A 23,687-nucleotide genomic window follows, 5' to 3' on the forward strand; every position below is an offset into this window, starting at 1 on the left:
ATTGGGCCCCTACGGGCCATGGAAAAATAACAATATCTTGACCGCGAACCTGCCGTTTCTCCTTCGCCGGATGCGCCCGATTTCTCCCCTGGCTGGCTTGCACCAGTCCAGCCGGGCCGCATCGACGGAGCCCCGAACCGGCCGCAGCCGCGGTCCAGGCCTTATTGGATTGATAGGATTCGGACTTCTTCGATGAGCAGCTTTTCCCAGCCGACCATGCCACGCGGCGCCCTTGACGGCGTCTTTCCGCCAGCCAGCCTGAAAGGTCGTGCAGCATGATGATGGATCTCCAGACCAGCCTGATCATTCTCGGCGGCGTCTTCGTCGCCGGTGTCATTTCCTACAACAAGTGGCAGGAACACAAGGCGCGCAAGACGGTAGAGCGCGCCTTTTCGTCGTCCCACGATGACGTGCTGATGTCGCCCGACGAGGATGCACCTCTGGTCGAGCCCACGCTGGCGCCGGCTGCCGCGCCCGTGGCCGAACGTCGCGTCGAGCCGTCCGAAGGCGCTGTGACCGGCGAGCGCGCCGAACCCTCCTTCTATGAAGCGCCGGAACGCAAGCCGGTGCCGGCCCCCGTGAAGGCCTACCTCGATCAGGCTGAGTTTGAGCCGCGCGAACCCTTCCTGGGTGATGCACCGATGGCGGCCCCGGCCCAGCCAGGCGATGCTGCCCTGACGGACGAGGTCCTGGCGCAAGCGCCGCAGTCGACCGTGGCCCAGGTCATCGCCGGTGCGCAAGATCCGGTCGAGACTGCACCGGCCTTTGCGCCCCCGCCTGAAATGCAGGCGCGCCTGGCCCCCAAGCGCGAACTGCCGGTCGATGAACTGATCGACTGCAATATCCCCATCGCCCTGGACAACCCGCTGCGCGGCGACAAGCTGCTGCCGCTGCTGCAGAACCTGCGCCACGTCGGCAACAAGCCGGTGCATTTCATCGGCCGCACCCTCGAGGGCCAGTGGGAAGCCATCGCCCATGGCGGCGTCTACAACGCCTTGCTGGCCGGGGCGCAACTGGCCAACCGCAGCAATGCCCTCAACGAGATCGAGTATTCCGAGCTGGTCATGCGTCTGCGCGACCTGACCGATTCGCTCTCGGGCGAGCCGGAACTGCCGGACATGCCCGACGTCATCCGCACCGCCCAGGCGCTGCACCAGTTCATTGCCGACCACGATGCGCAACTGTCGGTGAACGTGCGCTCGCAAGGCGCACCCTGGAGCCTGGCCACCCTGTTGGCCGCATTGACCCGGCAAGGCTTCGACCGCCGCACCGAGGGTTACCTGGTGATGCAGGATGGCGAAGGCGAGGTGCTCTTTGCGCTCTCCACCAACGCCACCCCCACCGACGAGACCACCGACCGCCTGACCCTGCTGCTGGACGTGCCGCGCGTGTCGCCGGCCCGAGATGGCTATGGCGCACTGGTGGCCTGCGCCCGTTCGCTGGCCCAGCGCCTGGGCGGGGTGATCGTCGACGACAGCGACCAGCCGCTCTCCGATGAGGCCTTGTCCGATATCGCCGAGCAGGTCGCGGCCTTCTACAGCGCCATGGAATCGGCCGAGATTCCGGCCGGTTCCACGCGCGCCCTGCGCCTGTTCAGCTAAGGCGCGTTTTTACCTCCTCCACGATGCCAGCAGACTTGTTTTCCGCCGGACGGCCCCCGCAAGGGGCGCCGGACTGGCTGGTGCGCGCCTTCGAGCTACGCGCCGACCTGAATCGCCACAACTACAGCTACTACGTGCTGGACCAGCCCAGCATTCCGGATGCCGAATACGACCGGCTGTTCCAGGAATTGCAGGCGCTTGAAACCACCCATCCCGAGCTGCTCACACCGGACTCGCCGACCCAGCGCGTGGGCGCTGGCCCCTTGCCGCAGTTCGAGCCGGTTCGGCACGACATTCCCATGCTCTCGCTGGGCAATGGCTTTTCTGACGAAGATATCGAAGCCTTCGACAAGCGCGTGCGCGATGGCCTGGAAACCCTGCAGGAAGTGCGCTATGCCACCGAGCTGAAGTTCGACGGCCTGGCCATCAGCCTACGCTATGAAAACGGCGTGCTGGTGCAAGCGGCCACACGCGGCGACGGTGCCACCGGTGAGAACGTCACCGCCAATATCCGTACGGTACGCGCCATCCCGCTGCGCCTGCATGGCGACGCCATCCCGCAGGTGCTTGATGTGCGTGGCGAAGTGCTGATGTACAAGGACGATTTCGCGCGCCTGAACCAGCGCCAGCGCGACGCCGGCCAGAAGGAGTTTGCCAACCCCCGCAATGCCGCTGCCGGCAGCCTGCGCCAGCTGGATTCGCGCATCACGGCGCAGCGTACGCTGCGCTTCTTTGCCTATGGCATCGGCGTGCTGGAAGGGGCGGACATGCCGTCTTCGCACTCGGCCTTGCTGGACTGGTATCAGCAACTGGGCTTGCCGGTCTGCAAGGAGCGCGCCGTGGTCACAGGCGCGACCGGCTTGCTGGAATTCTTCCGTGGCATCGGCGCCAAGCGCGAGAGCCTGCCCTACGAGATCGATGGCGTGGTCTACAAGGTGGACCGGCTGGACCAGCAAAAGCAATTGGGCTACGTCTCGCGCGCGCCGCGCTTTGCGCTGGCGCACAAGTTCCCGGCCCAGGAAGCGCTGACCGTGGTGCAGGACATCGAGGTGCAGGTGGGCCGTACCGGTGCGATCACCCCGGTGGCACGCTTGAATCCGGTCTTCGTGGGCGGGGTCACCGTCACCAACGCTACCTTGCATAACGAAGACGAGGTGCGCCGCAAGGACATCCAGATCGGCGACACCGTCATCGTGCGACGCGCTGGCGACGTCATCCCCGAGGTGGTGGCCTATGTGCCGGAGAAGCGTCCGGCCGATGCCCGCGCCTTCGTCATGCCTGCGGCTTGCCCGGTCTGCGGCTCGCCCATCGTGCGCGCCGAGGATGAGGCGGTAGCGCGCTGTTCGGGCGGCTGGCTGAAGTGTTCCGCCCAACGCAAGGGCGGACTGCAGCATTTTGCTTCACGCCGGGCCATGGATATTGAAGGCCTGGGTGAACAATTGGTCGAGCAACTAGTCGACAGGAAGGTGGTCAATACCCCGGCGGACCTGTATCGCCTGGGCTTGTCGGCCCTGGCCGAGCTGGACCGTATGGCCGAGAAGTCGGCACAGAACGTGCTTGATGCCTTGCAGAAGTCCAAGTCCACCACGCTGGCTCGCTTCATCTATGCGCTGGGCATCCGGCACGTCGGCGAGGCGACCGCCAAGGAACTGGCGCGGCACTTTGGCGGCATCGACAAGATCCTGGCGGCAAGCGAAGCGCAGTTGCTGGAGGTGGCGGACGTGGGCCCGGTGGTGGCTGCGTCGATTCGCAGCTTCTTCGACGATGCCCTCAATGTCGAGCTGGTCGAGCAGTTGCGCGCAGTGGGCGTACACTGGCCGGAAAGCGCCGGGGTGGAGGCGGCGGCCAAGCACCTGACCGGCAAGACCTTCGTGCTCACCGGCACCTTGCCCAACCTGTCGCGCGATGAGGCGTCCCAGCTCATCGAGGCGGCCGGTGGCAAGGTCACGGGTTCGGTGTCCAAGAAGACCACGTATGTGGTCGCAGGCGCCGAGGCCGGCAGCAAGCTGGCCAAGGCGGAAGAGCTGGGCATCACCATCCTGGACGAGGATGGTCTCAAGGCCCTGTGCGCCGAGCCGGTGGCTGACTAGGTTTACAATGCGTTCGGAAGCCACTTCCGGCAAGCCGGGCGCAGCAACAGATAATTTTCCCTCGGAGTCATGATGATCAAGAAGATCAAGAAAGCCGTTTTCCCCGTCGCCGGTCTCGGCAGCCGCTTCCTGCCGGCCACCAAGGCCCAGCCCAAGGAAATGCTGCCCATCGTCGATAAGCCTCTGATCCACTACGCGGTCGAAGAAGCGGTCGCTGCCGGCATCACCGAAATGGTGTTCATCACCGGCCGCAACAAGCGCGCCATCGAAGACCACTTCGACAAGGCCTACGAGCTGGAAAGCGAACTGGAAGCGGCGGGCAAGAAGAAGCTGCTGGAAATCGTCCAGAACGTGGTGCCCAAGAGCGTGAACTGCATCTTCATCCGCCAATCGGTTCCGCTGGGCCTGGGCCACGCCGTGCTGTGCGCGCGTCCGGTGGTGGGCGAGGAACCCTTTGCCGTGCTGCTGGCTGACGACTTCATGGATACCGATGCCGGCGTCAAGCCAGTGCTGGCGCAGATGACCGAGATCTACGAGCGCGAAGGCATGAGCATGCTGGCCGTGCAGGAAGTGCCGCAGAGCGACACCAAGCAATACGGCATCGTCAGCGCCACGCCTTACCAGCCCAACCTGGAGCGCGTCAACGCCATCGTCGAGAAGCCGGCTCCGGAAGAAGCTCCGTCCACTCTGGCCGTGGTGGGCCGCTATGTGCTCAACAACCGCATCTTCGACTACCTGGAAAACATCGGCCGCGGCGCCGGTGGCGAGATCCAGCTCACCGACGGCATCGCCAAGCTCATGCAGGCGGAATCGGTGCTGGCCTATCGCTATCAGGGCCAGCGTTACGACTGCGGTTCCAAGCTGGGCTATCTGAAAGCCACCGTCGCCATGGGCATGAAGCACCCCGAGACCGGCGCGGCCTTCAGCGAATTCCTCAAGGATGTGGCCAGCAAGCAGGCTTGAGCCTGTTGAGCCTGTTGGCGCTGTGGTCCTATCGCAGCAGTGACGCCCGGCCTGCCCGGGCGTCTTTCATTGGAGTGCAATCATGGCAATACGCGAGATTCTGAAGATGGGTGACCCGCGCCTGCTGCGCCAGGCGCAGCCGGTGACGGAGTTCGGCACGCCCGAACTGGCGCGCCTGGTCGATGACATGTTCCAGACCATGCGTGCGGTCAATGGCGCTGGTCTGGCTGCGCCGCAGATCGGCGTGGACCTGCAGCTGGTGATCTTCGGCTTCGGCCAGAACCAGCGCTACCCGGACGCGCCTCCAGTACCGGAGACCGTGCTGATCAACCCGGTCCTGACGCCCTTGTCGGATCAGGAAGAAGAGGGTTGGGAAGGTTGCCTGTCGGTACCCGGCATGCGCGGCGTGGTGCCGCGCTGGAGCCGGCTGCGCTACCAGGGCGTTGACCAGAACGGCGAGCCCATCGATCGTAGCGTGGAGGGCTTCCATGCCCGTGTGGTCCAGCATGAGTGCGACCATCTGCAGGGCATCCTCTATCCGATGCGCATCCGTGACTTCCGCCAGTTCGGTTTTACCGAGGTGTTGTTCCCGGAGCTTGATCCCAGTCAGGACGACTGAGGTAACGCCGCCGCCACGCAAAAAGGGCATCCCCGCCGTAAGATGGGGATGCCCTTTTTCACATGAGACGGCAGGCTCAGCTGCTTTCTTTGACGCGCGCGTCGATGTGGGCCAGTGCTTCTTCGACCTGGTCGATCAGGATCAGGCACAGGTCGCCCGGCTGCAACGAGGCCAGCGCCGTATCGATGGCCACGAATTCGCCATTGATCTCTTTCACGTCGCTGGTGCGCGAAGCCTTGGACAGGCCCTGGCGCAGCAGCGCGATCACTTCGCCGTCTTCGCGGCCGCGCTGGCACTGGTCCTGGTAGAGCACCACTTCATCGAAGGCGTCGCTCAGCAGTTCGGTCTGGCGGGTGATGTCGACATCGCGGCGGTCGCCTGCACCGCTGATGACCACCGAGCGACGCTTGGCAGGCAGGCTGTCCACGGCCTTGATGAGGGCCTGGATGGCGTCGGGGTTGTGGCCATAGTCGGCAATCAGGGTCGCGCCCTTGTAGTCGAACAGGTTGAAGCGGCCTGGGGCGGTGCCGCTGTCGCTGATGAAGCTGGCCAGGGCGCCGGTGATCTGCTCCCAGTCCAGGTTCAGCGCCCAGGCCGCGCCCACGGAGGCCATCACGTTCTCGACCTGGAAGCCGATGGCGCCGGCGCGGGTCAGGGGGATGCCGGAGAGCTTCAGGCGTTTTTCGAACGTCCCTTGCGCGGCCACGATGGCGTCGCCGTCGCGGTAGACGATGCGATGGCCTTGTGCGCGGTGCGTGGCCATGATGGGGTGGGTCGGGTCCAGCGCGAAGAAGGTCACCGAGCCAGGGCAGGAGGCGGCCATCTTGGCGACCATGGGGTCGGCCGCGTTGAGGACGGCGGTGCCGGTCGGGGCGACGTTCTCGACGATGACGCGCTTGACCACGGCCAGGTCTTCCACGGTGCTGATGTAGGACAGGCCCAGGTGGTCGCCCATGCCGATGTTGGTGACCACCGCCACGGCGCAGCGGTCAAAGCCCAGGCCCTCGCGCAGCACGCCGCCACGGGCGGTTTCCAGCACGGCGGCATCCACATCGGGGTGGAACAGGACGTTGCGGGCGCTGCGCGGGCCGCTGCAGTCGCCGGTGTCGGTGCGCTGGCCGTCGATATAGACGCCATCGGTATTGGTCATGCCCACGCGCAGACCGGTCTTGGCCAGCAGGTGGGTGATCAGGCGCACGGTGGTGGTCTTGCCGTTGGTGCCGGCCACGGCCACGACCGGAATGCGGCCATCGTCGCCATCCTCGTACATGGTCGAGACGATGGCTTCGCCGACATCACGCGCCTTGCCGTACGACGGCGAGAGGTGCATGCGCAGGCCCGGCGCAGCGTTGACTTCGACGATGCCGCCGCCTTGTTCTTCCAGCGACATGTGCACCGAGTTGCAGACCACGTCCACGCCGCAGATGTCCAGGCCTACCATTTGCGCTGCCGCGATGGCGCGGGCAGCCACGTCGGGATGCACGTCATCGGTGACATCGGTGGCGGTGCCGCCGGTGGAGAGGTTGGCGTTGTTGCGCAGGACCACGCGCACGCCCTGGGCGGGAATGGCTTCGGGGTCCAGGTTCTGGCCGGACAGCACCGACAGGGCGATGTCGTCCAGGCGGATCTTGGTCAGCGAGGTGGCGTGGCCGTCGCCGCGCAGCGGGTCGGCGTTGACCTGGTCGATCAACTGGCGGATGGTATGCACGCCGTCGCCGATGACTTGCGGCGGATCGCGGCGGGCGGCGGCCACCAGGGTCTTGCCGATCACCAGCAGGCGGAAGTCGTGGCCGGGCAGGTAGCGCTCCACGATGACTTCATCGCTGATCAGGGCGGCGTTGTTGAAGGCGCGGGTGATCTGTTCCGGGGTGCTGATGTTGACGGCCACACCCTTGCCCTGGTTGCCGTCCAGCGGCTTGATGACCACCGCCGAACCGATTTCCTCGGCGGCTTTGAGGGCGTCTTCCACGGTCTCGACCACCCGACCGTTGGGCACCGGCACGCCGGCGGCGTGCAGCAGCATCTTGGTCAGGTCCTTGTCCTGGGCGATGGATTCGGCAATCGCGCTGGTGTTGCTGGTTTCGGCCGCCTGGATGCGCTTCTGGCGGCTGCCCCAGCCGAACTGCACCATGCTGCCCTGGGTCAGGCGGCGGAAGGGAATGCCGCGTTTGATGGCGGCGTTGACGATGGAGCCAGTGGAGGGGCCCAGGCGCACGTCTTCATCCAGTTCGCGGATGCGGGTGAGGGCGGCGGTCAGGTCGAAGGGGGCATCGGCCTGGGCGGCGCGCACCAGTTCCAGCGCCAGATCAAAGGCCAGGCGGCCGACTTCTTCTTCGCTGTATTCCACCACGACCTGGTAGATGCCGGTCTCGACGGTGGACACGGTGCGGCTGAAGGTGACCGGGCAGCCCGCCTGCGATTGCAGGCCCAGTGCGGCTGCTGCCAGCGCGTGGGCCAGCGAGACGACCTGCTTGCCGCCATCGGGTTCGAGAAAGCCGATCTGCGGGAAGCGGGCGCGCAGGCGCAGCTCGAAGCCGGGCATGTTGTCGATGACGCGTTCGTCTTCCGTGCAGGAAACGATGGCCTCGATGGCAGTGTGTCTGCTCCAGAGATTGGGGCCGCGCAGGGCGCGAATGCGGGATACGTCCATGGACAAGTTTTCCTAGGTGTCTCTTGATCTTGATTCAGTCTGTCTTGCAATACCGGCCAGCGCGGCGGCTCAGGCGGCCTGGCTCTTGAACTTCAGGCCTTGCTCTTCGGCCCGTTCAGTGCCGAACAGCTCGATGCCGGCGCGGATCACCTCGGGGCTGATCCCCAGCGCCCAGGCGGCGCCGACGGCGGCCAGCACGTTCTCGACCTGGTAGGCTACGGCGCCGTTCTCGGTCAGCGGGATGGCGTCCACCGAGCTGACCTTGCACTGGCGTTCGCCGTCGGCCTGGATCAGGTTGCCATCGCGCAGGAACACGGCGCGGCCGCCTTCCTTCAGGTGGCTTGCCACCAGTTCCGAGGCCGGGTCGGTGCTGAAGAAGATGACTTCGCCATCGCACAGCTGGGCCATGTCGGCCACCAGCGGATCATCGGCGTTGAGCACGGCCGCGCCGTCCGGCAGCACCAGGTCGACCTGGGTGCGCTTGACCTTGGTGGCGATCTGTTCGGCGTTTTCGATGTAGAACTCGGGCAGGCTGTCGTTGGGGTCGATGTTGGCGACCACGCCGACCAGGCAGCGGTCATAGGCCAGGCCTTCGGCCAGGATGGCGGCGCTGCCGTTCTCGAACACGGCGGCTTCGACGGCGCGGTTCAGCAGCACGCGATGGGCAGCGTCCCAGTTGGCGCGGTTGCCGCGCTCGATCTGGCGTTCGCCGAAGTACAGGCCTTCACCGCAGGCCAGGCCGACGTGCTTGCCCGAGAGGTGCACGATGCGTGCGATCAGGCGCGCGATGGTGGTCTTGCCGTGGGTGCCGGTGACGCCGACGATGGGGATGCGGCCGTTTTCTTCCGGGCCGAACAGGTTGTCGATGATGGCTTCGCCGACCGGACGCGGCTTGCCGTCCGAGGGCTTCAGGTGCATCAGCAGGCCGGGGCCGGCGTTGACTTCGACGATGGCGCCGCCCTGGTCTTGCAGGGGGCGGGAGATGTCCTCGGCCACGATGTCCACGCCGGCGATGTCCAGCCCGACGATGCGTGCGGCCAGCGAGGCGGCAGCGGCTACGCTGGGGTGGACCAGGTCGGTGATGTCGGAGGAGACGTTGCCATTGCGCAGCAAGAGGATGCGACGGCCGGCGGCGGGCACCGACTCGGTGGTCAGGTTCTGGCGCTGCAGTTCCAGCGCGGCGGCCGGTTCACGGTCCAGCAGCACGGGGTCCAGCAGGTGTTCTTCCAGCAGGCCGCGGCGCGGGTCGCGGTTGAGCTCGTCCAGCAGGTCCTGCACGGTGGACTTGCCATCGCCGACGATGAAGATCGGTTCGCCGCGGGCGGCGGCGGCCAGCTTGCCGCCGACGATCAGCAGGCGGTGTTCCAGGCCCGGGATGAAACGTTCGACCAGCACGCCACTGCCTTCTTCCAGCGCCACCTTGTAGGCGGTCTCGATTTCCTCGCGAGTGTTCAGGTCGATGAAGACGCCGCGGCCATGGTTGGCGTCGCAGGGCTTGACCACGACCGGCAGGCCGATGTCCTGGGCGGCTTCCCAGGCGTCTTCGGGGCTTTCCACCAGGCGGCCTTCGGGGACGGGCACGCCGCAGGTTTCCAGCAGCGACTTGGTCAGGTCCTTGTCGCGCGAGATGCCTTCGGCAATCGCGCTGGTCTGGTCGGATTCGGCCGTCCAGATGCGGCGCGACTTGCAGCCGTGGCCCAGTTGCACCAAGTTGCCTTCGGAGAGGCGGATGGTGGGGATGCGGCGCTCGTCGGCGGCGTCCACGATACAGGCGGTGCTGGGACCCAGGCACAGGCGGTCGACCATGCGGCGCAGCTTGCGCAGCGTGCCGTCGAGGTCGTACGAACGGTCTTCGATGGCGGCCATCACCAGGTCGCGGGCCGCGAACAGGGCGGCGCGGGTCACCGTTTCATGACGGGCGCGCACCACCACCTTGTAGACGCCGCGCACATTGGTCTCGCGCGCCTTGCCGAAGCCGCCGGGCAGGCCGGCCAGGTTCTGCAGTTCCAGCGTGACGTGTTCCAGGATGTGGCCGGGCCAGGTGCCTTCGTGCAGGCGGCGCACGAAGCCGCCGCGCTCTTCATAGCTGCAACGGTGTTCGATCAGGGAAGGCAGCCAGGTGGTCAGGCGGTCCGGGAAGCCGGGAATGGTGTTGGAGGGAAAGTCCTCCAGTTCGCCGATGTCGATCCACACTTCGAGGGCGGAGCGGTAGGTCCAGATGTTGGGACCCTTCAGGTTCAGGAAACGGAGGAATTCGATGTTTTTCATGTGTGGTGTGTGCCGCCTTAATGTGCTGCTAACAGTGCCGCTAGTATCGCTCATGCCGCTAATGCCGCTCAATTTGCCTGGGGCCGAGCGCGCGCCCCCTGCAAGCCGTCTCGCCGATGCTGCCTTCTTCCCTGGGACATCGCGCCAGCCCGAGGCTGTCCAACCCCGGGTTGGTCAGCACTCTGTCAGAATAGCGCATGGAACACTAACGCGCAGGGCGGCGTTTGGTTTACTGGGAGTGACAGGCAGGCCATCAATTCTTTTGCTGGCGGGAAATCAGCGCCTGTACCCGCAGCCGGAAAACGGATCAATCGGATCAGCTTGGCGGGGGGAGGGCGCGTAGGTCATGGGGAGGACGTCGGAATGGGCGTGAACGTTATTGTCGCAGACTGTCCCGCGCTCGGGGCAGTCCGGGCGCAAAAAACATGGCCGGCACGCCTTTCAGGGATCCGCAGGATGAGGAAAAGTACGCTTGCGCTGGTGTTCAGGTGCACCATTTTGCAGGTTCTCGCGTTATCGGTGGAGCCGTGCAGGTGGGGAGCGCTGCGCTATAATCGCGCGCTGCGCCGCTGGCGCAGGCAACAGGTCCGCAGAGACCTGCTCATCCATTATCTCTAGCCTCACCGCTCACATCGGGCTCAACGTTGCCGTTACATGACTACTGACTCACTTCCTTCCGCCCATACCAGCCTGCCCGAGCGCTGGCAGTCGGAAATCGCCGCCCGCCTGGTCGCTGGCGAAACCGTGCTGGCCTGGCTGGAGCTGGATCTCGACGCCCAGCTGCAATTCAACCGTTCGCTGGTGCTGGCCACCGACCGCCGCCTGCTGGCCAGCCCGCATGCGGGGCAGGCGTGGCAGGAATGGGCTTATCGCTCCGATCTGCAACTGAAGCACCATGACCATGCTGGCGTCGGAACGCTGGAGCTCTGCGATGGCGCGGGACGGCTGGCGGCATGGCGCTATACCTTGTCGCAGAATCCGCAGGCGCTGCGCCTGATCAAGTTGTTCGAGCAGCAACGCGACTTGCTGGCCTCGGGCGTGCAGGCCGAGGAAGAGGGCGATGTCTGTCCCAACTGCAAGGCTGTGCTGCCGGAAGGCCAGGAAACCTGTGCCATCTGCCCCGAGACCAAGGAAGCCCCGCCGTCCACCTGGGCGCTGTTCCGCCTGTCGCGCTTTGCCAAGCCCTACAAGGGCTCGCTGCTGCTGGGCTTCCTGCTGACGCTGGCCTCCACCGCCGCCACGCTGGTGCCGCCCTACATGACCATGCCGCTGATGGACAATGTGTTGATTCCATTCCAGAACGGCGCACCCATCGATACCCACCTGGCCATGCTCTACCTGTCGGGCCTGCTGGGTGCGGCGGTGCTGGCCTGGGGGCTGGGCTGGGCGCGTACCTACATCCTGGCGCTGGTGTCCGAACGCATCGGCGCGGACCTGCGCACCACCACGTATTCCCACCTGTTGCGGCTGTCGCAGGAATATTTCGGCGGCAAGCGCACTGGCGACCTGATGGCGCGCATCGGCTCGGAAACCGACCGCATCTGCGTCTTCCTGTCGCTGCACCTGCTGGATTTCGCCATCGATGTGCTGATGATCATCATGACCGCAGCCATCCTGATCTCCATCAATCCCTGGCTGGCGCTGGTGACCTTGCTGCCGCTACCCTTCATCGCCTGGATGATCCATGTGGTGCGTGATCGCCTGCGCCATGGTTTCGAAAAGATCGACCGCATCTGGTCGGAAGTGACCAATGTGCTGGCCGACACCATCCCCGGCATCCGCGTGGTCAAGGCCTTTGCCCAGGAAAAGCGCGAAGTGGCGCGTTTCCGCGAAGCCAACCGCCACAACCTGATGGTCAATGACCGGGTCAACAAGATCTGGTCGCTGTTCACGCCGACCGTGACCTTCCTCACCGAAGTGGGTCTGCTGGTGGTATGGGTGTTCGGCATCTGGCAGGTCTCCAGCAACCAGATCACGGTGGGTGTGCTGACGGCCTTCCTGGCCTATATCAGCCGCTTCTACACCCGTCTGGATTCGATGAGCCGCATCGTCTCGGTGACGCAGAAGGCGGCGGCGGGGGCCAAGCGCATCTTCGATATCCTGGACCACGTCTCCAGCGTGCCGGAGCCGGCCAATCCGGTGCACCTGGAAAAGGTGCAGGGCGCCATCGAGGTGCGCAACATCGGCTTCCGCTATGGCAATCGCGCGGTGATCCGCAACATGAGCCTGTCGATTGCACCGGGCGAGATGATCGGCCTGGTCGGCCACAGCGGCTCGGGCAAGTCCACCATGGTCAACCTGATCTGCCGCTTCTACGATGTCTCCGAAGGGGCGATCCGCATCGATGGCGTGGATATCCGCTCGCTGCCGATCTCCGAGTATCGCCGCAACATCGGCCTGGTCTTGCAGGAGCCTTTCCTGTTCTTCGGCACGATTGCCGAGAACATCGCCTACGGCAAGCCGGAAGCCACCCGTGAGGAAATCATCGCCGCCGCCCGTGCGGCCCATGCCCATGAATTCATCCTGCGCCTGCCGCAGGGCTATGACTCGCTGGTCGGTGAGCGCGGCCAGGCCTTGTCGGGCGGCGAGCGCCAGCGCATCTCGATTGCCCGTGCGCTGCTGATCGATCCGCGCATCCTGATCCTGGATGAAGCCACTTCCTCGGTCGATACGACTACCGAAAAGGAAATCCAGAAGGCGCTGGACAACCTGGTGCAAGGGCGCACCACGATTGCCATCGCGCACCGCCTGTCGACGCTGCGCAAGGCGGATCGTCTGGTGGTGCTGGACCGCGGCCAGGTGGTCGAGGTCGGCAACCATGAAGAATTGATGGCCCGTGAAGGGCATTACTACAAGCTCTACCAGGCCCAGGCGCGCAACCCTGATGGCGAGGCCGAGGTCTCGGTGAGCGAAGAAGAGAAGGGCGAGTAAGACCATGAACACCCCAATGAACGCTCCCCAGTCCTTCACCCTGCAACGCAACAGTTTCGGCCGGCTGGTGCTGACCGATGCCGAGGGTGTGGCCCACGAGAACGTGATCCCGGTGCGCGCATTTCCCATCACCTCGCCTGATCAGGGCATGTCCCTGGTCAGCAGCGACGGCCATGAGCTGGCCTGGATCGATACTCTTGATCAGCTCGACGCGCCCACGCGCGCGCTGGTCGAGCAAGAGCTGGCCAGCCGCGAATTCATGCCGGAGATCCAGCGCATCATCAGCGTTTCCACCTTCGCCACGCCGAGCGACTGGACCGTGCAGACCTCGCGCGGCGCGACGACCTTCACACTCAAGGGCGAGGAAGACATTCGTCGCCTGGCTGCGCCGGCGCTGCTCATTGCCGACAGCCATGGCATCCAGTTCCTGATCCGTGACCAGAAGGCGCTGGACAAGCACAGCCGCAAGATTCTGGATCGTTTTCTCTGATCTCAGGACGAACGGTAATTTGCTGACATCGAATGCCGCAAAAATAACGGCCCTGATTTTCGATCAGGGCCGTTATTTTTTGGTTGCGCTGGCTTAGAACTTCTCATCTGGCCGCAGATACCGCCACTGCCCAGTCGGCAGCTCGCCCAGCTTCACGCCGCCGATGCGCACGCGCTTCAAGCCGATGACCTTGAGTCCGACCATGTCGCACATGCGGCGGATCTGACGCTTCTTGCCTTCGCGCAGGGTGAATCGCAACTGATCTTCGTTTTGCCAGACCACCTTGGCCGGACGCAAGGGCTTGCCATCCATGATCAGGCCGTGGTTCAGGCGCTTGAGGTCGGCCTCGGGCAACTTGCCGGGGCGGGTGTACTGCACCCGGACCAGATATTCCTTGTCCACGGCCGAGTCTTCGCCGATGAGCTGCTTGGCGATGCGGCCATCCTGCGTGAGCACCAAGAGGCCCACCGAATCGATGTCCAGCCGTCCGGCCGGCACCAGGCTCTTCAACTGGCGCGGGTGGAAGCGCATCTCGGTCTGGTCTTCGGCCCAGCGCGACTGTTCGTTGACCAGCACCACGGCGGGCTTGTAACCGTCTTCGGCCTGGCCGCTGACGTAGCCCATGGGCTTGTTGAGCAGGATGGTCACGCGCTGCGCCTGTTCGGCGCTGGCCTGGCGCTCCACCGTGACCTTCTGGTGCGGCAGCACCTTGCTGCCCAGGACCGACACCACCACGCCATCCACGCGCACCCAGCCTTTCTCTATCCACTCGTCGGCTTCGCGGCGCGAGCACAGGCCGAGTTCGGACATGCGTTTGGAAAGTCGTACGGGTTCAGTCATGGGGATTGCCTTGCGAAAAACGGAAGCCGGCCAGCGGCGAGGGTGAGATTGTACGGCCAAGCGGGGCCGCCGCGCCACCGCAGCAGCGGCCCCGCCGGAGTGGATCAGATGCGCAGGGTCTTGAGCAGATCGGTTTCCAGCAGGATCTGGTTGCGCGGCTGCGAGAGGCCTGGACCATCGATGAGGAAGACGTCTTCCACCCGCTCGCCCAGGGTCATCACCTTGGCGGTATGCAGGTTGATCTTGTACTTGGCCAGCACGTTGGAGATCGAATAGAGCAGGCCGGCGCGGTCATTGGCCGAGATCGACAGCAGGTAGTACTGGCCGCGCTCGTCCGGACGCAGGTCCACCGCCGGATTGACCGGGAAGGTACGCGACAGGCGCGACAGCCGCGCCTTGGAGGGTGCCGGCAGGGGCTCCTCGGACTGCAGCAGCGCACCCAGCTCGTGCTCGATCAGGTTGATGATGTCGCGGTAGTTCTTGGCGAAGACCGGGGCATTGATCAGGAAGGCGTCCAGCGCGTAATTGTTGCGGGTGGTGTGGATCTTGGCGTCGAAGATGCTGAAGCTCTTTTCGTCGAAATAGCTGCAGATGCGGGCGAAGAGGTCTTGCCGGTCCGGCGTGTAGACCGCGACCTGCACCCCTTCGCCGATGGGGGCAAGGCGGCAGCGCACCAGCGGCACGGCAGTATCGACCTTGTCGAAGAAGCAGCGCGTCTGCCAGGCGATGTCGGAGGCGTCGTGGCGCAGGAAGTAGGCCACGTCGAGCTGCTTCCACAGCTGTTCGTGGGCATCGGCCGGCAGGCCGTACAGGCGCAGGGTCTTGAGGGCTTCCTGCTGGGTATTCTTCAGTTCGCGGTCGGCCGAGGGTTCTTCGCCACCCAGCACACGCAGGGTCATGCGGTAGAGGTCTTCCAGCAGCTTGCCTTTCCAGGCGTTCCAGACCTTGGGGCTGGTGCCGCGGATATCGGCCACCGTCAGCAGGTAGAGCGCGGTGAGGTGGCGCTCGTCCTTGACCAACTGGGCGAAGGCGGTGATGACGTCGGGGTCGGACATGTCCTGCTTCTGCGCCACATGCGACATGGCCAGGTGCTGTTCCACCAGGAAGACGATGAGATCGGTGTTTTCCGGCGAGATGCCATGCTGTACGCAGAAGGCGCGGGCGTCGGCCATGCCCAGCTTGGAGTGGTCGCCGCCGCGGCCCTTGGCGATATCGTGGAAGAGCGCGGCCACGTAGAGCACCCAGGGCTGGGCGAAATTGGCCATCAGCTGGCTGCAGAAGGGGTATTCGTGGGCGTGTTCGCTCATGGTGAAGCGGCGCACATTGCGCACCACCATCAGGATGTGCTGGTCCACCGTGTAGACATGGAACAGGTCGTGCTGCATCTGCCCGACGATCTGGCGGAAGTTGGGCAGGTAGCGTCCCAGCACGCTGGTGGCGTTCATGCGGCGCAGGGCGTGGGTGATGCCGCGCTTGCTTTGCAGGATCTGCATGAACAGTCGATGGTTCTCGGGATTGTTGCGGAAGGCGTTGTCGATCTTGAAGCGGGCATGCCAGAGCGCGCGCATGGTGCGCGCCGACATGTCCTTGAGCTCGGCATGTTCGGACAGCACCAGGAACACTTCCAGCATGGCCGAGGGCGTCTCCTCGAAGACATTGTCGTGGGCGATATCGACAAATCCGTTGACTTCATTGAAGCGCTCGTTGATCTGGCGCGGCACGGCTTGCTGCGGGAAGAGGTGCGCCTCGATGTTCTGCAGCAGGATGGTGTTCAACTGAGTGACTGCCTTGGCCGCCCAGTAGTAGCGCTGCATCAGGTATTCGCTGGCGCGCCGGGTGTCGGTGGTCTTGAAGCCGAAGGTTTCGGCGATCTGCGTCTGGATGTCAAACACCAGGCGGTCTTCGCGGCGGTCGGTGAGGATGTGCAGGCGGATGCGGATGTCCTTGAAGGCGCGTTCCTTCTGGCGCAGCTGGCGCGCTTCGGTGGAAGTGAGCATGCCGTGTTCGGCCAGTTCGCTCCAGGAGTGGCCCAGGCCGGCCGCCTTGGCCACCCACAGGATCACCTGCAGGTCACGCAGGCCGCCGGGGCTTTCCTTGCAGTTGGGTTCCAGGCTGTAGGGCGTGTCTTCATATTTCACGTGACGCTGGCGCATCTCCAGCGTCTTGGCCTGGAAGAAGGCCAGCGGGTCCAGGGCGGCCTGGTAGCGTTCCTGCAGCTGCTTGAACAGGGCGCGGCTGCCGGTCACCAGGCGAGCTTCCAGCAGGCTGGTCTGTACTGTGATGTCAGCGGCGGACTCGTCCAGGCATTCATCGATGGTGCGGATGCTGTGGCCGATCTCCAGGCCGATGTCCCAGAACAGCTGCACCAGCGATTCCAGCTTCTCTTTCTTGCCGGCGTCCGGCGCCTTGTCCAGCAGGATCAGCACGTCTACGTCGGAGTGCGGGAACAGTTCGCCGCGACCATAGCCGCCCACGGCCACCAGTGCGGCGTTGCCGGACATGCCCAGGGCCTCCCAGGCCTGGGTGAGGGCCTCATCGACGTTGCGGCGCAACTGCGCCAGCAACTGCTCGGTCTTGTGATTGGACTGGAACACCTCGATGGCCTGCTGGCGCGCGGCCTTGAGTTGTTTCTTGAGCGTGATGGCGAGAGTGGGCATCGTTGGAATGATCAGTGAAGGCAGGGCCGGGCATGGCCGATAGAAATGAACAGGGCCGCATCCCCATGCGGCCCCATGCCCTTAGCAGGTTTCATGCCGGAAGCCGTGTGCAGGATCGCCGGCATCTCGGTCTTGCTGCGCCAGTCCGGTTCAGGCTACGGCGGCGGCCTGGTTCTGGATGAAGGCCGGCGGCGCCGGCATGCCCGGCGAGACGGTCAGCACTTCGAAGCCGGTTTCGGTGACCAGCACCGTATGTTCCCACTGCGCCGAGAGGCTGCGATCCTTGGTCTTGATGGTCCAGCCGTCGCCCATTTCGCGGATCTCGCGACGGCCGGCGTTGATCATGGGTTCGACCGTGAAGATCATGCCGGCTTCCAGCTTTTCCAGGGTGCCGGGACGGCCGTAATGCAGCACTTGCGGTTCTTCATGGAAGACCTTGCCGATGCCATGGCCGCAGAATTCGCGCACGACGCTGTAGCCGGCCTTTTCCGCATGCTGCTGGATGACATGGCCGATATCGCCCAGGTGCGCGCCCGGCTTGATCTTGGAAATGCCCAGCCACATGCATTCGTAGGTGATCTCGGTGAGGCGGCGCGCCAGGATGGAGGGCTCGCCCAGGAAGAACATGCGGCTGGTGTCGCCGTGGTAGCCGTCCTTGATGATGGTGACGTCGATGTTGAGCACGTCGCCGTTCTTCATCACCTTGTCGCCCGGGATGCCGTGGCAGATCACATCGTTCAGGGAGGTGCAGATGGCCTTGGGGTAGGGCGTGTAGCCGGGCGGGCAGTAGTTCAGCGGCGCCGGGATGCTGCCTTGCACATTGGTCATGTACTCGTGGCAGAGGCGGTCGATCTCGCCGGTGGTCACGCCCGGTTTCACGAAGGGGGTGATGTAGTCCAGCACCTCGGCGGCCAGGCGGCCGGCTACGCGCATGCCTTCGATGTCTTCGGCGGTCTTGATGGTGATGTTGCCCATGATGAATCGCAATTCGCTAGAAAATCGTCAAGACAGGATTATAGACGACGGTCTTGGTTTCTGTTTTGCAGTCTCCGGCCTGCGGTGGCGGGGCTTGTGAAGGGTTTCGCAGTCCGGGTTCATGTGCTGCTTGAACAAAGTGACGGGGTCGAGTAGAATGCCGGGCTGATCTGAAAACCACAGGTCAGACGCCGAAATCAGGTATGCGGAATGATTCTTCATGTCTTTTTGGCAATGTTTGTAGAAAATATCTTTTGAAACGCGAATCCGTTCGCTAAAAGGGTGTCTGGCTGCATGAGCCGGATGACCGAGCGGATTCCAGACCTAACCCTGGAGAAATTCATGTCCGTTACCATGCGCGAAATGCTGGAAGCCGGTGTCCACTTCGGTCACCAAACCCGCTTCTGGAACCCCAAGATGGCCCCCTTCATTTTCGGCCATCGCAACAAGATTCACATCGTCAACCTGGAAAAGACCCTGGGTATGTACCAGGAGGCGCAGAAGTACGTGCGTCAACTGTCGGCCAACCGCGGCACCATCCTGTTCGTCGGCACCAAGCGTCAAGCCCGCGAAATCCTGGCTGCTGAAGCACAGCGCGCCGGTGTTCCCTACGTTGACCAGCGCTGGCTGGGCGGCATGCTGACCAACTTCAAGACCATCAAGACCTCGATCAAGCGCCTGAAGGATATGGAAGCTGCTATCGAAGACGGTTCGGTCGAGAAGCTGTCCAAGAAGGAAGCCCTGCTGTTCAGCCGTGAGCAGGAAAAGCTGCAAAAGGCCATCGGCGGCATCAAGGACATGGGCGGCATTCCTGACGCCATCTTCGTCATCGACGTCGGCTACCACAAGGGCGCCATCACCGAAGCCGCCAAGCTGGGCATCCCGGTCATCGGCGTGGTCGATACCAACCACTCGCCCGAAGGCGTCACCTACGTGATCCCGGGTAACGACGACTCCGCCAAGGCGATCTCTCTGTACGCTCGCGGCATGGCTGACGCTGTCCTGGAAGGCCGCGCCAACGCCGTCAACGACGTGGTTGAAGCAGTCAAGGGCGACGAATTCGTCGAGGTCGAGCAGGCTTGATTCTGCTCTTCCGGTAGTACGGTAGTAGAAAAAGGGGTGACAGCGGGTAGTGACGCAGTGGCCCCTTTTTTTTGATTCAATTTTCGAGTTTCAGGCATGCCGCCATAGGCGGGATGCCTCCCAGTCAGGAGAAAAGTATGGCGGCAATTACCGCAGCAATGGTGGGCGATCTGCGCGCGAAGACCGACGCGCCGATGATGGAATGCAAGAAGGCGCTGACCGAAGCCGATGGCGACATGGCCAAGGCCGAAGAGATCCTGCGCGTCAAGCTGGGCAGCAAGGCTTCCAAGGCCTCTTCCCGCATCACCGCAGAAGGCGTGATCTCGACCTACATCGCCGGCAACGTCGGCGCGCTGGTCGAAGTGAACTGCGAAACCGACTTCGTGACCAAGAACGACGAGTTCATCGGTCTGGTCGAAGCCGCCGCCAAGCTGGTGGTCGAGCAGAACCCCGCTGACGTGGCTGCTCTGGGCGCCTGCAAGCTGCCCGATGGCAAGACCCTGGAAGAGCTGCGCACCGAACTGATCGGCCGCATCGGCGAGAACATGTCCTTCCGTCGCTTCCAGCGCTTCGAAACCTCGGCCAAGCTGGTTTCCTACCTGCACGGCACCCGTATCGGCGTGATCGTCGAATTCGACGGCGCCGACGAGCAAGTGGGCAAGGACGTGGCCATGCACATCGCCGCCATGAAGCCGGTCGCCCTGTCGTCCGAGCAAGTGCCGGCCGACCTGATCGAGAAGGAACGCTCGGTTGCCGCCCTGAAGGCTGCTGAATCCGGCAAGCCTGCCGACATCGTCGCCAAGATGGTGGATGGTTCGGTGCAGAAGTACCTGAAGGAAGTGTCGCTGTTCAACCAGGCTTTCGTGAAGAACGACAAGCAAAGCGTCGAGCAGATGCTCAAGGCTGCCAACAGCACCGTCAAGTCGTTCGCCATGTACGTGGTGGGCGAAGGCATCGAGAAGAAGCAAGGCGACTTCGCTGCTGAAGTGGCAGCGCAAGTGGCTGCAGCGAAACAAGCTCAGTAAGCGTCGCAGGAAAAACGGGCCGAGAGGCCCGTTTTTTTAAGCTGGTCCCGGAACTTTCCCGGGCGCTCGCATCTACAGTCAAGGTCGTGCTCCAGCCTCTGGCTTGCGGCAGGCAGATCAAGGCGGCAGGTGTGAAGATGCAGTACCAGGTGCAGCAAGTGCAGTAACAGTCGGGCGCAGCAGTACCCACCTCATGTGTCCAGGCATCCTCCCGGCGGCGAAAGCGCGCCGTTTCGTCACGACGGGAGTGTATGCGGATGCGTCAACAAGCAATTCAGAATCGGAAAGAAAACGGAGCCCTGCAATGACAACACCTGCTTATAAGCGCGTACTCCTCAAACTCTCCGGCGAAGCACTGATGGGCGACGACGCCTACGGTATCAATCGCGCGACCATCGAACGCATGGTCGCGGATGTAGCAGAAATCAGCAAACTGGGCGTGGAACTGGCTATCGTGATCGGTGGCGGCAATATCTTCCGCGGCGTGGCGCCGGGCGCCCAGGGCATGGATCGTGCGACCGCCGACTACATGGGCATGCTGGCCACCGTGATGAACTCGCTGGCCCTGGCCGACGCTATGCGCCAGGCCGGCCTGACGGCCCGCGTGATGTCGGCCATCGGCATCGAGCAGGTGGTCGAGCCCTATGTGCGCCCGAAGGCGCTGCAGTACCTGGAAGAGGGCAAGATCGTGGTCTTCGCCGCCGGTACCGGCAATCCCTTCTTCACCACCGACACCGCCGCGGCCCTGCGTGGCTCGGAAATCGGCGCCCAGATCGTGCTCAAGGCCACCAAGGTCGATGGCGTCTACACCGCCGACCCCAAGAAGGATCCGTCGGCCACCCGCTACCAGTCGATTTCCTTCGACGAAGCCATCGCCAAGCACCTGCAGGTGATGGACGCGACTGCCTTTGCGCTGTGCCGCGACCAGAAACTGCCGATCAAGGTGTTTTCCATCGTCAAGCCGGGCGCCTTGAGGAGCGTGGTCATGGGGGATGACGAAGGAACCCTGGTTCACGTCTGAGCGCGTTGCTGCGCAGAAACCGGCCTCAGGCCGGCCATTCCCGTTTACAATGCCCGTCTTTCAGGCATTTGCCACCAAGACAAGCCAAGTTATTGCACCAAGTTAGGAGAGCAGCATGAGTGTCGCTGACGTCAAGAAAAATACCGAGCAGAAGATGGCCAAGTCCATCGAAACCCTGAAGGCCAACCTGGCCAAGGTCCGTACCGGCCGTGCCCACACTGGCCTGCTGGACCAGGTCATGGTCGAATATTACGGTTCGCCCACCGGCCTGTCGCAGGTCGCCAACCTGACTCTGATCGATGCCCGCACCATCGGCGTGCAGCCCTTCGAAAAGAAGATGGCCGCCGTCATCGAGAAGGCCATCCGTGAAGCCGACCTGGGCCTGAACCCGGCCACCCACGGCGACCTGATCCGCGTGCCGATGCCCGCGCTGACCGAAGAGCGCCGCAAGGAAATGGTCAAGCTGGTCAAGAGTGAAGCCGAAGATGCCAAGATCGCCGTGCGCAACATCCGCCGCGAAGGCAACGAAGGACTGAAAAAGCTGGTCAAGGACAAGGTTGCCTCGGAAGATGACGAGCGCCGCGGCCAGGACGAGATCCAGAAGCTGACCGACAAGTTCGTCGCCGACATCGACAAGATGGTCGCCGACAAGGAAAAGGAAGTGATGACGGTGTAAGCCGTTTGGCAGCTCCTGCGCGGTCCCTGGCGGGCCGCGCCGCCCAGGCATATACGACAAGAAAAGGTGCAGTGGGGAAAGAAAAGACGGGGCAGGGAGGATATACCGGCCAGTCTGTTTGTCAAAGCCGGTCTGGCCCGCTACCATGGCCCGGCGACCTCAATGCACTGAATGCAAAAATAATTTCATGAAGCATCAAAGCTCAACTCTGGCGGTTCCGGAGACGTCCGCAGTTCCGCGCCATGTTGCCATCATCATGGACGGCAATGGCCGTTGGGCGACCAAGCGCTTCCTGCCCCGCGTGGCAGGGCATGCCAAGGGCGTGGACGCGGTGCGTTCCATCGTCGAGGCCTGCGCCGAGCGCGGTATCGAATTCCTTACCCTGTTTGCCTTCAGCTCCGAGAACTGGCGTCGCCCGGCCGACGAGGTCTCGGTGCTCATGCGCCTGTTCATGACGGTGCTGGAGCGCGAAGTAGGGAAGATGGCTGCCAACGGCATACGCCTGAAGATCGTCGGCGATATGAGCCGTTTTGACCCCAAATTGCAGGAAATGGCGACCAAGGCCGAGGCCCAGACCGCTGCCAACAGCCGCCTGACCCTGACCGTCTGCGCCAACTACGGCGGGCGCTGGGACGTCATGCAGGCGGTCTCGAAGATGATCAAGGACAAGCCTGGTCACGCCGATTTCACCGAAGAGGAACTGGCTCCCTACCTGGCCATGGCCTATGCACCCGAGCCGGACCTGTTCATCCGCACCGGCGGCGAGCAGCGCATCTCCAATTTCCTGCTGTGGCAACTGGCCTATAGCGAACTGTATTTCACCGAGACCTTCTGGCCCGATTTCGATGCCAAGGCATTGGATCTGGCGATAGCCTCCTATCAACAACGCGAGCGCCGCTTCGGGCGCACCAGCGCCCAGGTGCTGGACCAGAAAAAGGCTTCCTGATGCTCAAGACGCGTGTCATCACGGCGTTGATCCTGCTGGCGATCCTGTTGCCCATCCTGTATTTCGGCTACTTCCCGGCCTTTGCGATGGCTGCGCTGGTGTTTTTCGCAGCGGGCGCCTGGGAGTGCTTCCGCCTGTTCAAGAGCCCGCGCCCCACCTTGTGGGCTGCGCTCTGGACGCTGGCCTTCTGCATCATCCTGTTCTTTACCGGCATGCCCAGCGTAAGGCCCCTGTACGTGCTCTGCGTACTGCTCTGGGCGGTGCGCTTCGTGCCCGCGCTGGGCCTGGGCCTGCCACCCGTGGAGTCGTTCGCCAACCGCTTGCTCAACGCCACCTACATGCTCTCCATCCTGGGGTGCTTCGTGGCCATCGTCGATCTGTTCCAGCGTTCGCCGCTGTACCTGCTGTCGGTCATGGCGGTGGTGTGGGTGGCCGATATCGGCGCCTATTTCTCGGGCAAGGGTTTCGGACGTCACAAGCTGGCGCCCACGATCTCGCCCGGCAAGTCCTGGGAAGGCGCCGTCGGCGGCTGGCTGGCCGTGCTGGTGATCTCGGCGGCGGTGGCCATGTCCATGGGCGCGGGAGAAACCTTCCAGTATCACCTCTACAGCCATTGGGGCTGGCTGGGCTTCGTGGGCGTGCTGACCGTGATGGTGGCCGCCAGCGTGGCGGGCGACCTGTTCGAGTCGCAGCTCAAGCGTCGCGCCGGCATGAAGGACAGCAGCAACCTGCTGCCTGGCCATGGCGGCGTGCTTGACCGCATCGATGCTCTCATTCCCGTGCTGCCGCTGGCGGCGCTGGTCGATCTCTGGCTGGCCGCCGCGTAAGCGGCCGCCTTGCTCCTGGAATTTC

General features: G+C 63.8%; 17 protein-coding genes. 12 read left to right on the forward strand and 5 right to left on the reverse strand.

The features are described 5' to 3' along the window. Positions 1-275: 275 nt before the first annotated feature. From BGK68_RS18370 to def, 4 genes are all read left to right on the forward strand, one after another. Positions 276-1,601, forward strand: coding sequence for a cell division protein ZipA C-terminal FtsZ-binding domain-containing protein (locus tag BGK68_RS18370; protein WP_075258262.1), 1,326 nt, complete (start codon positions 276-278; stop codon positions 1,599-1,601). 23 nt (positions 1,602-1,624) lie between these two features. Then, on the forward strand, positions 1,625-3,691 hold the full coding sequence (ligA, locus tag BGK68_RS18375; protein WP_075258263.1) for an NAD-dependent DNA ligase LigA: 2,067 nt from the start codon (positions 1,625-1,627) through the stop codon (positions 3,689-3,691). A 72-nt stretch (positions 3,692-3,763) separates the two neighbouring features. Continuing rightward, on the forward strand, positions 3,764-4,654 hold the full coding sequence (galU, locus tag BGK68_RS18380) for a UTP--glucose-1-phosphate uridylyltransferase GalU (protein ID WP_075258264.1): 891 nt from the start codon (positions 3,764-3,766) through the stop codon (positions 4,652-4,654). Between the two features lie 82 nt (positions 4,655-4,736). Next, the gene (def, locus tag BGK68_RS18385) at positions 4,737-5,273 is read left to right on the forward strand and encodes a peptide deformylase (protein WP_075258265.1); all 537 of its coding nucleotides are present in this window, start codon (positions 4,737-4,739) and stop codon (positions 5,271-5,273) included. Positions 5,274-5,349: 76 nt separating this feature from the next. On the opposite strand, the gene cphA is transcribed toward def, so the two are convergent. Both cphA and BGK68_RS18395 read right to left on the reverse strand, forming a co-directional pair. Beyond that, the gene (cphA, locus tag BGK68_RS18390; protein WP_075258266.1) at positions 5,350-7,923 is read right to left on the reverse strand and encodes a cyanophycin synthetase; all 2,574 of its coding nucleotides are present in this window, start codon (positions 7,921-7,923) and stop codon (positions 5,350-5,352) included. 69 nt (positions 7,924-7,992) lie between these two features. Then, a complete protein-coding gene (locus BGK68_RS18395; protein ID WP_075258267.1) occupies positions 7,993-10,191 on the reverse strand; it encodes a cyanophycin synthetase in 2,199 nt (732 codons plus the stop codon). Between the two features lie 654 nt (positions 10,192-10,845). Between BGK68_RS18395 and BGK68_RS18405 the strand changes: the two genes are divergently transcribed. Both BGK68_RS18405 and BGK68_RS18410 read left to right on the forward strand, forming a co-directional pair. Beyond that, positions 10,846-13,122 (forward strand): cyanophycin metabolism-associated ABC transporter, encoded by a 2,277-nt coding sequence (locus BGK68_RS18405; protein ID WP_075258269.1) that lies wholly within the window; start codon positions 10,846-10,848, stop codon positions 13,120-13,122. Positions 13,123-13,126: 4 nt separating this feature from the next. Beyond that, positions 13,127-13,612 (forward strand): cyanophycin metabolism-associated DUF1854 family protein, encoded by a 486-nt coding sequence (locus tag BGK68_RS18410; RefSeq protein ID WP_075258270.1) that lies wholly within the window; start codon positions 13,127-13,129, stop codon positions 13,610-13,612. A 93-nt stretch (positions 13,613-13,705) separates the two neighbouring features. Here BGK68_RS18410 and BGK68_RS18415 read toward each other — a convergent pair whose 3' ends face one another. The 3 genes from BGK68_RS18415 to map all read right to left on the reverse strand — a co-directional run bounded on the left by BGK68_RS18415 (position 13,706) and on the right by map (position 18,084). Further along, positions 13,706-14,452: a pseudouridine synthase gene (locus BGK68_RS18415; RefSeq protein WP_075258271.1), complete on the reverse strand. Its 747-nt coding sequence runs from the start codon at positions 14,450-14,452 to the stop codon at positions 13,706-13,708. 104 nt (positions 14,453-14,556) lie between these two features. After that, positions 14,557-17,109: a [protein-PII] uridylyltransferase gene (locus tag BGK68_RS18420; protein WP_075258272.1), complete on the reverse strand. Its 2,553-nt coding sequence runs from the start codon at positions 17,107-17,109 to the stop codon at positions 14,557-14,559. A 150-nt stretch (positions 17,110-17,259) separates the two neighbouring features. Then, on the reverse strand, positions 17,260-18,084 hold the full coding sequence (gene map / locus BGK68_RS18425) for a type I methionyl aminopeptidase (RefSeq protein ID WP_075258273.1): 825 nt from the start codon (positions 18,082-18,084) through the stop codon (positions 17,260-17,262). Between the two features lie 342 nt (positions 18,085-18,426). On the opposite strand from map, the gene rpsB reads away from it, so the two are divergent. From rpsB to BGK68_RS18455, 6 genes are all read left to right on the forward strand, one after another. Next, positions 18,427-19,167: a 30S ribosomal protein S2 gene (gene rpsB / locus BGK68_RS18430; protein ID WP_075258274.1), complete on the forward strand. Its 741-nt coding sequence runs from the start codon at positions 18,427-18,429 to the stop codon at positions 19,165-19,167. Positions 19,168-19,304: 137 nt separating this feature from the next. Further along, positions 19,305-20,192, forward strand: a complete 888-nt coding sequence (gene tsf, locus BGK68_RS18435; RefSeq protein ID WP_075258275.1) for a translation elongation factor Ts — start codon at positions 19,305-19,307, stop codon at positions 20,190-20,192. A 304-nt stretch (positions 20,193-20,496) separates the two neighbouring features. Then, positions 20,497-21,213, forward strand: coding sequence for a UMP kinase (gene pyrH, locus BGK68_RS18440; RefSeq protein ID WP_075258276.1), 717 nt, complete (start codon positions 20,497-20,499; stop codon positions 21,211-21,213). Between the two features lie 115 nt (positions 21,214-21,328). Next, the gene (gene frr, locus BGK68_RS18445; RefSeq protein ID WP_075258277.1) at positions 21,329-21,889 is read left to right on the forward strand and encodes a ribosome recycling factor; all 561 of its coding nucleotides are present in this window, start codon (positions 21,329-21,331) and stop codon (positions 21,887-21,889) included. Positions 21,890-22,076: 187 nt separating this feature from the next. After that, positions 22,077-22,835, forward strand: a complete 759-nt coding sequence (gene uppS, locus BGK68_RS18450) for a polyprenyl diphosphate synthase (protein ID WP_075258278.1) — start codon at positions 22,077-22,079, stop codon at positions 22,833-22,835. After that, positions 22,835-23,662, forward strand: a complete 828-nt coding sequence (locus tag BGK68_RS18455) for a phosphatidate cytidylyltransferase (RefSeq protein ID WP_075258279.1) — start codon at positions 22,835-22,837, stop codon at positions 23,660-23,662. The genes uppS and BGK68_RS18455 overlap by 1 nt, the downstream gene beginning before the upstream one ends. The last annotated feature ends 25 nt before the right edge of the window (positions 23,663-23,687 follow it).

Origin of the sequence: Herbaspirillum camelliae (assembly GCF_001929405.1) — a bacterium.
GTDB classification, from domain to species: Bacteria; Pseudomonadota; Gammaproteobacteria; order Burkholderiales; family Burkholderiaceae_D; genus Herbaspirillum; species Herbaspirillum seropedicae.